The sequence below is a fragment of the Hymenobacter tenuis genome, from assembly GCF_054780495.1.
In genome coordinates this window covers 1,624,323-1,638,217 of sequence record NZ_BAAGWF010000001.1, presented here as the reverse complement: position 1 = coordinate 1,638,217, position 13,895 = coordinate 1,624,323, and the positions used below count along the sequence as shown (strand labels likewise).

Here is a 13,895-nt window from a genome sequence, read left to right as displayed (position 1 = left end):
TGATACGGTCACATGGCCAAGAAAGCACCCATTTACGCAGTCCAAATAAGCGACAATGCCCCGGAGCAGGGGGTGTCTCTCGTGTCGTTTGTGGAGACGCCAGCTATCGGCGTGAATTTCGTTGCTCTCTCGGCTGAGCAGCCAGTACGCGTGTGCCTAAAGGCTGATTCTAAGAAGCAGATTCTAACCGGCCCGGTCCTAATTCCTGATCTGAAAATTGCCCGGCTGGCTGAGGATAAGAAGAGCGTGTACTACATCACGTTTTCAGCCGAAGTTATCGAGCAGTTACGCGATCGGTTCCACGAGCAGAACAACACGCAGGCCACAAACCTACAGCACGAAACGCCACTGGAGGGCAATCACGTGGTAGAGTCCTGGATTGTCACGGATGCCACCAAGGACAAGGCCTACGCTCTCGGCTTCTCAGCTGAAGAGGTGCCAGTGGGCACGTGGATGGCCAGCTATAAGGTGCCCGACGCGCAATTGTGGGCTGACGAGGTAGAGACCGGCAAAGTGAAAGGCTTCTCGATGGAGGGGCTACTAGGCTATACCACACTTTCTAAATTTTCCATGCAGAAGAACCCAAAGCCGGCTAATAAAATGGCCGCATTCTTTGCCGGTCTCAAAAAGCTCATGACGAGCGTAGAGCTGGCAACCCTTGTGCTCGACGACGATTCATCGATTGAGATTGACGAGGAAACGGGCGAGGTGTTTACCCTCGATGCCGACAATAACCGTGGCGAGAAGCTGGCAGACGGCACCTACAAGCTGAAAGAGGGCGGCGAGCTGATAGTAAAGGATGGCAAGAAGCAGGAGGCTACATCGGAGAAATCCGATGAAGATGAGAAGCTAGAAGCCACCGCCCTCGATGCTGGCACTTATGCGCTACCTGGTGGCGACGAGCTCACGATTACTGCCGACGCTTACTCCATTGCGAAAGCAGATGGTGCCGAAAGCCTCTCGGAAGTTAACGTAGCGCTCGAAAGCATTGCCATGGCAGACGGCACGGAGCTCCAGTACAACCCTATCACTCGTCGCCTAACGACGGCTGAAGGCAAGATGCTGGAGAGTGGCAATTACGCCTGTGCCGATGGCTCCTATTTCGAGGTGAGCACCAGCCAGTACACTTATCAGATTGATAAGGCCACATACGACAAAGCGCAAAAGCTTTCCTCCGTCGAAACCCAACTGGCCGCCTCCCAAAAGCAGGTTTCGGCGCTGGAGCTGAAGCTAAAAGCCAAGCCCGCCGCTTCACCTGTAAAGCTGGCCGGCGACAAGAACGCCGAGAAGCAGGCTGCCGAGGAAGAGAAGCCTCAGACGGCTGGCCAACAGCTTTTCGCCCGAACCCTAGCACTTAGCGGCCTGAAAGACTAAGGCCGGTTTTTTCCTTCACTTTCTTACTCCTTAACAACTCGTGGAATTTACCTCGAAAACCTACGAAGGCATCGAAGCCGGTCCGATTATCAGCGAAGTGCTGGCGGCCAGCAATACCGTGTCTCAGAATTTAGTCCGGGTTCTACCCAACATCAAAAACAAAACGTCGATTGGTCGTGCTACGGCTAACCCCCAATGGGACGGCTACGTGGAGAAAATCCGCGAAACTGACCTCGATGGGTACGCCGATTCCATGCAGTACTCGGAGCGCGACGTGGCTCCGGCGAAAATCATGGTAATGGAGGTATTTACCACCGACAAGCTTCGCCAGTCCCGTTTCAACAAGGATATGGGTGCTGGTGCTGATAACACCGACAGCAAGTCGTACAACGACCTGGTGTTGGAAACCTACCAGCCCCGCCTCGGCCTTGGCTTCGAAAACACCTTCTGGAATGGCATCACTGCAGCCGACAAAACTGCTATTGCCGCCGGTGGTGCCAATGCCAAAATGAAAGCGCTGGCTGCGGCCACGCCCACCACGGCGAAAAAGAAGGTTTCTGGCATTATTACCCGCTTCATTCAGGATTTTGACAAAGTGCAGTTCGTGGACGGCACGGCTATTACGCTGTCAAACATGGATGCCGAGTACGACAAGGTATTGCTCAGCCTGCACGGCGTGGCTTCTGGCCTGTGGAATTCAGGCGGTGCCGATGGTAAGCCCGTTATCTACGCCCCGCACTCGCACAAGATGCTGATTGCCATGGCCAACAAAAACAAGCAGTACCGGGACGTTTTCGTGATTGAAAACGGCAAGTACTACTACCTGAACACGCCAATTGAATTTGTGCCTGTTCCGGAGAACGTGCTGATGGGTGGCCGTGGCTACGAGGATGGTGACTTCTTGCTGGCTACCGACGTGCTGAGCGACTCAAACGAGGTGAAAATCGACAAGGTGAATAACACGGGCGACGAGAAGTTCCTCAAAGCTGTGGCCACCCTCGATAGCCAAGTGCTCGTGCCTCAGCAGAAGGTAATTCGCATCGCCTAAACCTACTCATTCATCACTCCAAACCGGCCCTACTAATGCAGTAGGGCCGGTTTAGGGTACATCATTTTATAACGTGGCAGAGAATACCGAAAACACCCAGGAGCAAACAACCCCCGGCACTGGTGAAGCCTCGACGGCTAAGGCCTCCAAGGAAAAAACGCCTGCTCAACTGCTCAAAGAAGAGCGGATTAAGGAGGTAAAAGCAGCTCTGAAATCTTTCCCTACCCTGAAGGAAGGCTTCGTAACGCCCCGTGGCGTGTATTTCGACGAGGAGTCTGCTCTATTGTCGGTTGACGGCGACGAGGAGCTGGTAACGAAGGTTCAACCCTCTAAAAAGTAGTCGATGAAACTGACTGGAAACGTTCGTAAAACAGACGGTTATAGCCAAGGTGGCGCCCGGGTAAACGTGCTGGCCTGGCCAACATTCGCAGCAAACGGCGTACTGGCTACGGCTACGGTAACCCTGACTGATGGTAAGGTTTCGGCCATTGCCTTCGCTGGTGATGCTAAGCCGGTCGTGTTGGAGTGTGAGAAGGACAAAGTAGCCGGCACCTTCCCAACGCAGTTCGGCGCCTCGACCTACGTTAAGCAGGCCCTCGGCCTGGTGCTGGCCGGTGCTGACTCGAAGAAAAACGAGGCTGCAAAGGCTATGGACCTTACCGACCATTGCTACGTAGTGGCCGACCGCCGTGAAAAGTTTTGGCTGTTTGGTAAGGCCAACGGCCTTCGGGCTGCCAAGAACGACGGTGGCCTAGGTGCTGCCGCCGGCGACCTTAACGGCTACGATATTTCTGTGGAAGGTGCGGAGAACGACCGGCCACTGGAGCTAACGCTGGAGTGCTACAATACCCTAGCCGGCTTAGTAGCTGCTGACGCCTAAGCAATGGCCAGCACGTCCTACTCCGTTATAGGTGTGCGGGCCCTGCTGCTTATCCCATTTCAGCCCGGCGTGGAGTGCTTCTACTCCACGCCGGAGCTGAACGAGGTAAGTACGCTGGGCCTTTCTGTTGCCGGCGGGGTGCTCGTGTTAGGCCGCACCCCAACCGCCGGCACCTTTGGCGAGCAAGGCCAGCTCGGCCAGCTCGGCACCGTCTACACACAAAAGCTCAGCCTCTCCGGTGCGGAGCAGTCCGATAGCCAGGCCAGCGCCGTGCTCAGCCTGCTCGGCCAACCAGTGCACGCACTAGCTCAGGACCTCAACGGCCGCTGGTGGTGGCCAGGACAAGAGCTTGGCCTCCAGCTGGAGGTACAACGCGTGCCCGGCGTCGAGCTCAGCCTTTCTCTCTCGGCCATGGCCACGCAAAAGGCCCCGCAAATTGCCGCCGCCCTCGTGCCTGGCTTTCTTTCCCTTATTCCCTAAGTACCCGCTTCCATGCAAGTTCATACCGTTGCCCTCGCGCTCGTCGTTCCCGCTCCACCCACGGTTAAAACCAAGGGCACCGGTGGCGAGTGGGTTAGCATTGGGGAGAAAAACACGTTTTTCGACGAGTTGCTGGCCATTAAGAAAGGCTCGACGACACTTGCCCGCTGCATTAACACGGCATCCCGCCTTATTGCTGGCTCCGGCTTCACGGTGGATAAGGCGAAGGCCCCGAAGCTATTCGCCCTGCTCCAGAAGATCGACGGCCGCAACAGCCACCGCAAGCTCCTGAAGCAGATAGCTCTCGATAAGCGCACTTTCCGCGGGTGGGCGGTTCAGGTTATTTGGAATGAGGAGGGTAGCGTACCGGTGGAGTTCCACTACCAACGGTTTAAGCAGGTTCGTTTCGGCAAGTGGAACGACGAGGGCGAGATTGAGGAGTACTACATTTCCCGGGACTGGAGCAAGCCCACCGGCAAGAATAAGCCGGTTATGATTCCGGCATTTAATCCGGACCTAGCCAGTGAGCAGAAGCGCCAACTCTTCGTGAGCATCACGGAGTCTGACGACATCGAGTACTATCCGGAGCCGGAATATTGGGCGGCTATCAATTACGCGCAGCTGGAGCGCGACCTGTCGGAGTTCCACGTGAGCAACGTGCAAAACCGCTTTACAGTGGGCACTATCCTGGTTACGTCGGAAGAGCCGGAGCCAGGAGAGGGGGAAACGGAAGTAGAAGCCGCGCAGAAATTTGAGCGCAGCATCGAGAAGAAGTTTACGGGCGCCAACGGCAAAAACCTGATGGTTATGACCGGGGTATCGAATCCAGATGCTACGAAGCTATTGAGCTATCAGACGGCCAGTGGCGACACGCTTTACGATACATACGCCGAACTCTGCCAGCAAAAGATTCTTACGGCCAACGGCTTTACGTCGCCCGTGATTGCCGGCATACCTGGTACGGGTAGCCTAGGCGGCAACGGCAACGAGCTGCGAAACGCCTACGAGCTGTTTTATAACACGGAGTGCCGGCCAGAGCAGGAGGAAATCTGTGAGGACTTCCGCATGCTACTGGAGTATTGCGACGTGGAGGAAGAAGCGCTGGAGACGCTCGATATCACGACTTCGCTTCCCGTGCGCATGACGTTCTCCGAAAACTTACTGGAGCAGATTCTGCCAGCGTCACGCCTCCGGAAGTGGATAGACGAGCCAGAGCTCACCGACGAGGAAAAGGCTGAGATGGGAGAGGGGGAGCCGGACCAAAACGACGGTGGTGAGAACCTAGGGCGCACAGTGCTGGAGGCGCTCGCTCGTGGCTAAAACGCTCCGGGTTCAGCTTCACCAGCGCAAAAAGTGGGGCAATAAGGAGTACCTGCTCGACCTGCTTAATAAGACAGCTGTGCGCTTTGTCTTTCGCACGGTCACGGATGGCAGCGCCAAAGGAGGGAGCCCGAAAGGCCGGCTACGGCTGGCCGAGGGCACCCGAAACCTGCAGCTCGTGCCGAATTCCAAACAGCCAAAATCCTTCAGGCCCTACTCCCGCACAACTAAAACTTACTACGACTACAGTAAGAAGGCCTGGCGCTCCTTCCGCACTATCGAGGTGGTAAGCATCCTCAACTATTTAGACCCTAAGACCGGCAAGGTGCTCAGCTACGCCGCCCCTCTCGATGGCAACTAAGCTTATTCTGGCGACCGAAATCTGGCGCCACACCGATGTACAGCAAAACGCCTCTACACCGGACAAATTCGATTCGCGCATTATTCGGGCACAGGAGAAACATCTGGTGCCTATACTTGGCCAAGTGCTCTACGAGCTGCTCTGTGATGCCTTCGAAGCGGAAGCGGCCAACGCGGCCGCTCCGATGCCGGAACGCTTCGACGAGCTGCACACGGAGCTCGTGCCTATGCTCAGCCAGTGGGTGTACTACCTGAGCTTACCCTTTCTAAATGTCGATGTGAGTCGCAGGGGCCTCGATCGGAGCGAGGTCGCCGTGGACACGGCCTCTTATAACACGCTCAGCAAGGCCGTTCGCACGGAAGCCGACGACCGCTCAACCGACCTGAGGAAGTGGCTAGAGGCCCGTAAAGACATTTACCCCGAAGTGCCGTGCACGCCCACCCGCCGTCGCCGGTACACGGCTGGCATTATCACAGACTAGCCGTGGTAACACTAGAACTTATACTCTCCGCTGTAGGCGGGCTTATTCTGGTGCTACTAGGAGTAATTGGCTACTTCGGGGCTCGGATGGTGCGACAGACCGACGCGGCACTGGAGGAGAACCGGGCCCAAAACTTAGCCCTCCGGGAAGAGGTCAGTGTCCTGAAAGAGCAGCTGAAGGGCTATGCTGACTTAGTGAAGCACCTCCGGGAAGAAATAGTAGTGCTAAAGCGCTCGTACCGGGCTCTCCTTCGAGCTTTTAATGCTCTCGATAAGTGGCTGGGAATAGAGGCGGTGCAAGGTCGCTTCAATCAGTCGCCACCAGAATTTACGCCCAAACAAGACGAAAACGACACCCTTTAATCTTTCTGCATGCACCCTTTTTTCTCCCTTTGCCGCACTGCTGCGGCCTCCGTTTGCGGCTGGTTTGTGCGTCACTTCCGCCGGTGGAACGAGCTCTATTTGGGCCTGTCGCTTATCCTTTGGTTTCCAGCCAGCCAACGGATTCTGATTGCTCTAAATCCGGGTAGTGCGGCTCCCATTCAATTCGACGTGCTGCACAAGCTCTATCTAGCCTGCCTGGTGTTCGCCGTGGGCAAAGCCTTCCTCTATATCGGCCAGTGGATTAATACCCCATACCTGAACCGCTACCACGAGGAGCAATCTAAAACCGACTTTAATAGCCTCACTCCATGCCAACGCCAAGATATCGCGTTACGGGCTTCCTCTTGGGACTTGCTCTGCTTCTCACTTTTGTTTCTAGCGGCTATGCTGGCCGGCTAAGTCGCCGGGATTCGGTGCTGCAGGTGGCCGCGGCCAACGTTGGCCAGCACGAGGCGACCGGCCGCAACGATGGTCCTTTTGTTGAGCGCTGCCTGAAAGTGGTAGGGCTCGGCAAGGGCAACCCCTGGTGTGGTGCCTTCTTGGCGTGGGTGTGGAAGAGTTGCGGGCTAAAGTTTCCCGCCGGTGCCGGCGGCGCCCGCAACTGGTTTGCCGACGCAAAACGCACGTTTTATAAGCGGGGGGTTCGCGGTGCTCCAGCGCTGGCCAAGCCCGGCGACGTGGTAGGCTTCTACTACCAACCGCTCGGCCGCATCGGCCATATTGCTGTCATAGAGAAAGTAACGCCTACTGGCTTTATCACAATTGAGGGCAACACCGGCGGTAGTGGCTCACGGGAGGGGGAAGGCGTTCACCGGCTCCGGCGCTCCCGCAATTCTATTTACTCAGCTGCTAACTGGATTGAATGAAATACTACTTACTCGGATTGTGTCTGCTACTCGGCTGTAAGGCAGCGGAGACAGCAACAGTGAAACAGGAAACCCGCCAACTTGTGGTTGGTCAGGATACGACCGGTATGGAAACGACCGTAACTATCGGCAAGAAAAGCCAAGTGGTGTTTCAGATTGGCGGTACTAACAACACAGCCAGCGCTACCAAAGTCAATAATGCCGGCCGGGCTGCCAGTGCTGGAGCAAACGGTGGAAGCTCGCAACCAACTACTACCAACAAAATTCCCCTTTGGGCTATTATTCTGGTGGCCTTATTAGGAGCCGGGATAGGTGCGTGGGGCTGGCAGAAGCTAAAGGCTCGTCCTGGTTAGCTTAGAAAAAAACATTTGGGTATCGTTGTGCATGGATACACAAAATTGGAATTGGGAAACTCCCCGAACGAAGATGCCTGAGGATAATCAGCAGATACTTATACGCACGGTTGATCCTCCTATTTATGTAGCGGGCAGATTCGAAAAGCTCGATATGATTGTGGTTGGCCCTGGTCGTTTCACTAGGGACGGAGGCCCACAATATGTCCGTTTTAATGAAGTGGCGTATTGGACTCCTATTTATGAACCAAAATAAAAAGAGCCCCGACCGTAAGGCCGGGGCTCTTTTTATAAGCCAGCTGGTAGCGTCTCGTTGCAATCCTCGCTGAAGTCGCTGAACTCCCGCCGTAGGTCGATTCGCATTTTCGTAACCAGCCGGTGAGCAGCAGAGCGACTCGTGCCTGTTAGAAATCTGATTTCCTCGAAGCTTACCCCTTGGGTGTGGTATTCCCAGATAGCCACCTGCTCCGGAGAGTAGTGCCGAAGTAAGTAGGTGTGCACAGCGACGGCCAGTGCCACCGGGTCAATTTCAGAGGCTGCCTGCTCGTCGGGACGTTCGGAGGCCTTGGCCAGCTGGCTCTCGTCGAGCCGCACCATCCGGGCTGAGCCCACCCGTTCCTCTTTGCCGGCACGAGTCCGGCGGCCGGTGCTCTGGCGTTGCTGCTCCTGGTGCTCAAACTTCATTACCACGCACAAGTAGCCGGCGTATGCGTCCGGCTCTCCATTAAATCCTTTGCGTTGTATGCGGTCGTGGCACACCAAAATGGTGTCGTGTAGGAGCTCCTCCGCTGCTGCTCCAGTAGGGCCGGCCAGGAGCCGGGCATAGCTCAGTAAGCGTAAAAGGTGAGGGGCAATAGAAGTTAAAAATTCGGCGGCTTTGTCGGGATACATAGAGGACAGTAGGGACGAATCTAGTGCCGTGTTTTATGCCTTCCCGTAGAATTGTACTTAAAAGTTGTAATGTTATTTAATGTTGTGTGTAACGTATTTATAACTGTATTTATCTAACCGTAACGCAAAAGGCCGGCTAAATAAAGCCGGCCTTTACTGTTTTTAAAGTGTGACGTTGGCAAAAGCGTTGGCAAGTGAAATAAATAGCCTCTAATGATATTAAAAAGGCCTTATCTCGAAACGATGCGGTTGCGGGAAGGAAAGTTGTACTTGTCGGGCTGGGTACCAAACGGAAACTCAGTAAGCAAACCACCCTGCGTAAGCATTTTCTCAGCTGTTTTGCGGTGGGCTGCCGGGTACAGCACATCAAGGCCGGTGGCCATCACGCCCACGGTTTCCAGGCCCTCCTGCAAGGCCGCGCGGTGCGCCGCAATGTCAATGCCATACGCTAGACCACTAACAATGAGCGGCTGGTGCGCCACAACACCTTTGATGAGACGTTCGGTTTGCTCGCGGCCGTAGTCGGTGGCTTGGCGCGTGCCTACGATGGCCACGGTTTTGGGGTGGTTCAGGTCGGCGGTGCCTTGGTAGTAAAGTAGGGTAGGCGCGTCGGGCAATTGCTTGAGGCGCGTCGGAAACTTCTTGCTGGTGTAAAAGAGCAGCTGCACGCCGTCTTTCTCGGCTTTCCTGACGGCCGCCTCCGCCTGGTTCAGCGCGGCTGTACGTTCCGAACCGGTGAGTATCGCTACGGTTGCAGGCCCTACCCCCGGAATCTTGCGCAACTTACCCGGCGGCAGGTGCAGCACGTTTTTGGCCGAGCCGCCGTAGCTCATCAGCTGCCGCGTCATCTGCGGCCCAATAGTAGGAAATAGAGTGAGTGCGACTTCGTGCAGGAGAGTGTCGTCAGCCATTACCTATAAATCGAGTAAATGAAATAGCTTTCTAGGGCAAGTAATGGGAGAAAGCCAGCCACTAACCCTAAGAAACGTTGCGGCGAGCAACGGCGTTTTAGTTTAACACACATCCACAGCCCAATCAGCACGAATACAGCCAAGTAAACGACCACCCATCTAGCGTAAATAGCATCCTCCTCGAAGTTAGTAGGGCTGATATGGATGCTGCCCAGAAAACACGAGAAGATGAAAGCTGCTAGGTCTGCCAGGATTGTAAATAGAAACATCGTCAGCCCAGCTCCTAGTGTTTCACTAGGTATAGGCGTTTTATGTAAGCTGCTCGGTGTTTCCATCTACCCCTGCGCCTTGCCAATAGCGTCCAGCTCCTTCTTCATGGTCACCATGAACTTGCGGATTTTCTCCAGGCTCTGAATCACGTCAATCTTCTCTTTCAGCTGCGGGCCTTTCTGCTTAAGCATGTCGCGGGCACCCGGAATGGTGTAGCCGCGCTCCTTTACTAGGTGGTAAATCGTGCGAAAGATGTCGATGTCTTGGGGCGTGTAGAGGCGGTTGCCCTTTTTGCTTTTTCGGGGCCGCAGCTCCTCAAACTCCGTTTCCCAGAAGCGAATCAAGGAAGGAGCCACATTAAACTGGGCCGCTACCTCGCCAATGGTGAAGTACTGCTTCTCGATGTCGCGGTCTTTGTAAGGCATGGTATGAGCTGTAGCGCGGACTTTGTAGTCTGAGGAGGGGATGAAGGGTGCTCGTGATAGGGCGCCGGCTTGCAGAGTACTGACAGTAGGACTAGCGTCCTAGCCGGCGTTTCGCTTTCCAAGTCAGGTCGGCTACCTTTGCCGGAAGCGCAATTACTGGTTAATTGCGAAAAATAGCCAAAATCCCGGCCGCGGCCAATTCCAATGGTTTCGCCGGCTATGTATTATCGAACCTCACGAATCGGGAAGCCCGCTTTCCGTTACAGCCCATGTCACTCCCCACCGCCAGCCACGTCCGCCAGCAGTTCCTGGATTTCTTCGCCTCCAAAGGCCACCACATCGTGCCCTCGGCGCCCATTGTGGTGAAGGACGACCCCACGCTGCTGTTCATTAACTCGGGCATGGCCCCGTTCAAGGATTACTTTCTCGGCAACAAGCCCGCGCCCTTCAAGCGCATTGCCGACACCCAGAAATGCCTGCGCGTATCGGGCAAGCACAACGACCTGGAAGAGGTAGGCTACGACACCTATCACCACACCATGTTCGAAATGCTCGGCAACTGGTCGTTTGGTGATTATTTTAAGAAGGACGCCATTGCCTGGGCCTGGGAGCTGCTCACCGAAGTATACAAGCTGCCCAAAGACCGCCTCTATGTTACGTACTTCGAGGGGGATGCCGGTGACAAGCTGGCGGCTGATACCGAGACCCAGGACCTGTGGCGCCAGTACACCACCGACGACCGGATTCTGCCCGGCAACAAAAAGGATAACTTCTGGGAAATGGGTGACACCGGTCCCTGCGGCCCCTGCACCGAAATCCACATAGACTTGCGCGATGAGGCCGAGGTAGCCCAGAAATCGGGCCGCGAGCTGGTAAACGCCGACCATCCGCAGGTGGTGGAAGTGTGGAACAACGTATTTATGGAGTTCCAGCGCCTGGCCGATAAGAGCCTGGTAAAGCTGCCCGCTCAGCACGTAGATACCGGCATGGGCTTCGAGCGCCTGATGATGGCCGTGTCGGGCGTGAAGTCGAACTACGATACCGACGTATTCCAGCCGCTTATCCAGTTTATTGCCAAGGAGGTAGGCCTAGAGTACCACGGCACCGCCCCAGCCACCGTGAACGACCAGCCGGCCACGGAAAACGAGAAAACGGATATTGCCATCCGCGTTATTGCCGACCACATCCGGACGATTTCCTTCACCATTGCCGATGGCCAGCTGCCTAGCAACGTGAAGGCTGGCTACGTGATTCGCCGGATTCTGCGCCGCGCGGTGCGCTACGCCTTCTCATCGCTGAACCAGAAGCAGCCTTTCCTGTACAAGTTGGTGCCCGTGCTGGCCGACCAGATGCGCAACATCTTCCCCGAGCTCAAGGCCCAGCAGCAGTTTGTGCAGCGCGTGATTGAGGAGGAAGAAATTGCCTTCCTGAAAACCCTGGAAAACGGCCTGCGCCGCCTGGAGACCCTAGAAGAAGGCTTCCGCCAGAACAGCAACCGCATCGATGGTAAAACCGCTTTTGAGCTGTCGGATACCTTCGGTTTTCCGCTTGACCTGACCGCCCTCATTGCCCGCGAAAAGGGTTTGACGGTAGATGAAGAAGGCTTCAAGAAAGAGCTGGACGCCCAGAAAAACCGCTCGCGCAACGCCCAGGAGGCTGAGCAGAGCGACTGGACCATTGTGCGAGAATCAGAAGAGCAGCCGGCGTTTGTGGGCTACGACCAGGAGGAGGCCCCGGCCCGCATTCTGCGCTACCGCCGCACCGACCGCAAAGGCAAAACGGAATACCAAGTAGTACTCGACCAGACGCCGTTCTACGCCGAATCGGGCGGACAGATCGGCGACACCGGCTACCTGGAGTCGCCGCTGAGCAAGGTGCGTGTGCTGGATACCAAAAAGGAAAACGACCTCATCGTGCACACCGTGCTGGAACTGCCCGAGGATGTGAATGGCGAGTTCCTGGCCCGCTACGACCACGCCCGCCGTGCCCAGATTCAGCGCAACCACACCGCTACTCACTTGCTGCAGGCCGCCCTGCGCGAGGTAGTCGGCTCGCACGTGGCCCAAAAAGGCTCGTTAGTGAACGAGAAGCTCTTGCGCTTCGACTTCAGCCACTTCACCAAGGTGACCGACGACCAGTTGCGCCAGGTGGAGACCCTAGTAAATGCCCGCATCCGCCAGCAGATTCCGCTGGATGAGCGCCGCAACGTACCCATTGATGAGGCCAAAAACCTGGGGGCTACGGCCCTGTTCGGTGAGAAGTACGGCGAGTTCGTGCGCGTCATCACCTTCGACCGGGAGTTCTCGGTGGAGCTCTGCGGCGGTACTCACGTGCGCACCACCGGCGACATTGGCTTCTTCAAAATCACCTCGGAAAGTGCCGTAGGTGCCGGCGTACGCCGCATTGAGGCCGTAACCGCCGAGACAGCCGAAGCCTTCGTGAACCAGCAGCTGGATTTGCTGGGTCAGGTGCGGGAGGCGTTGGGCAACCCCCAGCACCTCATCCCGAGCATTGAGAAGCAAACCGAGGAAATTGCTGGCCTGCGGAAGCAGATCGAGCAGTTCGCGCAGCAAAGCATCAACCAGCAGAAAGACCAGCTGGCCGGCCAGGTAAAAGCGCTGAACGGTGTGAACTTCCTGGCGGCTCAGGTACAAGCCTCGTCGGCTGATGGCCTTAAAACGCTAGCCTTCAACCTGCGCCAAACCGTGCCCAACCTGGTAGCGGTACTAGGTGCCGAAATAGATGGCAAGCCACAGTTGGCCGTGATGTTGGACGATGAACTAGCCAAAGGCGGCAAGCTCAATGCCAGCACTTTGGTGCGTGAACTGGCTAAGGAAATCCAGGGTGGTGGCGGCGGGCAGCCGTTCTTTGCCACGGCTGGCGGCAAAAACGTAGCCGGGCTAGGTGCCGCTATTGGTAAAGCCGAAGAATTGATCAGCAAGGCCCTAGCCTAGAGTTGTATTTTAAGCGGAAGACGGTATTTTTGACCGTTCATCCGACCAATGACCAACGGGCGTTGTGCGGTAGTGACTCCACTACTGCACAACGCCCGTTTATTTGTCAGTTACTATTCGTTCGCCTAATTTTTCGTGAAGTACTCCCTTATTGCACTAGGCCTTTGCCTAGGCGCAGCCTCTGGTTACGCGCAAGTGTTGCCCATTAAAACCACGTTCTACACCGTCTTTCCTGATTCTGCCATTGTACAGGAGGAGGCAGTATATCAGGTGAGGCGAACTGAACTACCAGGGCAGTCCCGGCTGGATAGCGTGTTTTATGTAACTACCAAGCGTTTGGTGCGCACCTGCACCACTACCTGGCCAACCGCAAACGATACGTTAAGTACGACAACCTATTGGCGTGCCAACGGCAAAATGTCGGCACTGAATACCAGTACCGGAGCCAAAAAGCACCAAGAGCATCTGACCTTCGATGCCGAGGGCCGAATGCGGCAGAAATCGGTGCGAGAACAAGGCAAGGAAATCAGCGCCGAGTGCTATGCCGAAAGCGGCGAGTTGGCGGCCTGTCCGCAGTACCAATATACCGAGCAGATGCCTGAGTTTCCCGGTGGAGCGCCGGCTCTGTTTCGGCACATTGCCACTACCATTCGCTACCCTCGTGAAGCCCGTAAGCACAATCGTCAGGGGCGAGTATTTACCACTTTTGTAGTAGACGAAACGGGTAAGGCGCGCTACGTGCGGGTGCAACAGGGTGTTTCGCCCGAGCTGGATGCGGAAGCCGTGCGGGCCATTGAGAGCCTGCCCCGGTTTGAGCCCGGCCGCCAGAACGGGGAAGCCGTGCCCGTTTTCTACTCAGTTCCTGTCACGTTTGCTTTACGCTAGTATTTTCTTCACC

At 55.9% G+C, this 13,895-nt stretch carries 17 protein-coding genes; 14 read left to right on the top strand and 3 right to left on the bottom strand.

Translation table 11 applies throughout. The annotated features are described in order from the left end of the window. The first annotated feature begins 12 nt into the window (after window positions 1-12). The 12 genes from ACYVGU_RS07095 (at window position 13) to ACYVGU_RS07040 (ending at window position 7,546) form a co-directional block, all read left to right on the top strand. On the top strand, window positions 13-1,374 hold the full coding sequence (locus ACYVGU_RS07095) for an XkdF-like putative serine protease domain-containing protein (RefSeq protein ID WP_460621459.1): 1,362 nt from the start codon (window positions 13-15) through the stop codon (window positions 1,372-1,374). Window positions 1,375-1,414: 40 nt separating this feature from the next. Then, entirely contained in the window at window positions 1,415-2,422 is a 1,008-nt protein-coding gene (locus ACYVGU_RS07090) for a hypothetical protein (protein WP_460621458.1), read from the top strand. Window positions 2,423-2,495: 73 nt separating this feature from the next. Beyond that, complete coding sequence (locus tag ACYVGU_RS07085; RefSeq protein ID WP_460621457.1) at window positions 2,496-2,762, top strand: hypothetical protein; 267 nt, start codon at window positions 2,496-2,498, stop codon at window positions 2,760-2,762. A gap of 3 nt (window positions 2,763-2,765) precedes the next feature. Then, the gene (locus ACYVGU_RS07080; RefSeq protein ID WP_460621456.1) at window positions 2,766-3,302 is read left to right on the top strand and encodes a hypothetical protein; all 537 of its coding nucleotides are present in this window, start codon (window positions 2,766-2,768) and stop codon (window positions 3,300-3,302) included. A 3-nt stretch (window positions 3,303-3,305) separates the two neighbouring features. Then, on the top strand, window positions 3,306-3,782 hold the full coding sequence (locus ACYVGU_RS07075; RefSeq protein ID WP_460621455.1) for a hypothetical protein: 477 nt from the start codon (window positions 3,306-3,308) through the stop codon (window positions 3,780-3,782). A gap of 12 nt (window positions 3,783-3,794) precedes the next feature. After that, a complete protein-coding gene (locus ACYVGU_RS07070; RefSeq protein WP_460621454.1) occupies window positions 3,795-5,102 on the top strand; it encodes a phage portal family protein in 1,308 nt (435 codons plus the stop codon). Continuing rightward, a complete protein-coding gene (locus ACYVGU_RS07065) occupies window positions 5,095-5,463 on the top strand; it encodes an SH3 beta-barrel fold-containing protein (protein WP_460621453.1) in 369 nt (122 codons plus the stop codon). Before ACYVGU_RS07070 ends, ACYVGU_RS07065 begins: the two co-directional genes overlap by 8 nt. After that, window positions 5,453-5,944 carry a DUF6712 family protein gene (locus ACYVGU_RS07060; RefSeq protein ID WP_460621452.1) on the top strand — a complete coding sequence of 164 codons (492 nt, stop codon included), beginning with the start codon at window positions 5,453-5,455 and terminating at the stop codon, window positions 5,942-5,944. The genes ACYVGU_RS07065 and ACYVGU_RS07060 overlap by 11 nt, the downstream gene beginning before the upstream one ends. A 2-nt stretch (window positions 5,945-5,946) precedes the next feature. Beyond that, window positions 5,947-6,306, top strand: coding sequence for a hypothetical protein (locus ACYVGU_RS07055; RefSeq protein WP_460621451.1), 360 nt, complete (start codon window positions 5,947-5,949; stop codon window positions 6,304-6,306). Window positions 6,307-6,315: 9 nt separating this feature from the next. After that, window positions 6,316-6,726 carry a hypothetical protein gene (locus ACYVGU_RS07050; protein ID WP_460621450.1) on the top strand — a complete coding sequence of 137 codons (411 nt, stop codon included), beginning with the start codon at window positions 6,316-6,318 and terminating at the stop codon, window positions 6,724-6,726. Then, window positions 6,672-7,193: a CHAP domain-containing protein gene (locus ACYVGU_RS07045; protein WP_460621449.1), complete on the top strand. Its 522-nt coding sequence runs from the start codon at window positions 6,672-6,674 to the stop codon at window positions 7,191-7,193. The genes ACYVGU_RS07050 and ACYVGU_RS07045 overlap by 55 nt, the downstream gene beginning before the upstream one ends. 107 nt (window positions 7,194-7,300) lie before the next feature. Then, window positions 7,301-7,546 (top strand): hypothetical protein, encoded by a 246-nt coding sequence (locus ACYVGU_RS07040; RefSeq protein WP_460621448.1) that lies wholly within the window; start codon window positions 7,301-7,303, stop codon window positions 7,544-7,546. Window positions 7,547-7,834: 288 nt separating this feature from the next. On the opposite strand, the gene ACYVGU_RS07035 is transcribed toward ACYVGU_RS07040, so the two are convergent. The 3 genes from ACYVGU_RS07035 to ACYVGU_RS07025 form a co-directional block, all read right to left on the bottom strand. Beyond that, the gene (locus tag ACYVGU_RS07035; RefSeq protein WP_460621447.1) at window positions 7,835-8,437 is read right to left on the bottom strand and encodes an RNA polymerase sigma factor; all 603 of its coding nucleotides are present in this window, start codon (window positions 8,435-8,437) and stop codon (window positions 7,835-7,837) included. 230 nt (window positions 8,438-8,667) lie between these two features. Next, the gene (locus ACYVGU_RS07030) at window positions 8,668-9,348 is read right to left on the bottom strand and encodes a DNA-processing protein DprA (protein WP_460621446.1); all 681 of its coding nucleotides are present in this window, start codon (window positions 9,346-9,348) and stop codon (window positions 8,668-8,670) included. A gap of 335 nt (window positions 9,349-9,683) precedes the next feature. After that, window positions 9,684-10,043, bottom strand: a complete 360-nt coding sequence (locus ACYVGU_RS07025) for a MerR family transcriptional regulator (protein WP_460621445.1) — start codon at window positions 10,041-10,043, stop codon at window positions 9,684-9,686. A 269-nt stretch (window positions 10,044-10,312) separates the two neighbouring features. Here ACYVGU_RS07025 and alaS point away from each other — a divergent pair, with 269 nt between their 5' ends. Both alaS and ACYVGU_RS07015 read left to right on the top strand, forming a co-directional pair. Continuing rightward, a complete protein-coding gene (alaS, locus tag ACYVGU_RS07020; RefSeq protein ID WP_460621444.1) occupies window positions 10,313-12,997 on the top strand; it encodes an alanine--tRNA ligase in 2,685 nt (894 codons plus the stop codon). 135 nt (window positions 12,998-13,132) lie between these two features. Next, complete coding sequence (locus tag ACYVGU_RS07015; RefSeq protein WP_460621443.1) at window positions 13,133-13,882, top strand: energy transducer TonB; 750 nt, start codon at window positions 13,133-13,135, stop codon at window positions 13,880-13,882. Window positions 13,883-13,895 lie beyond the last annotated feature (13 nt).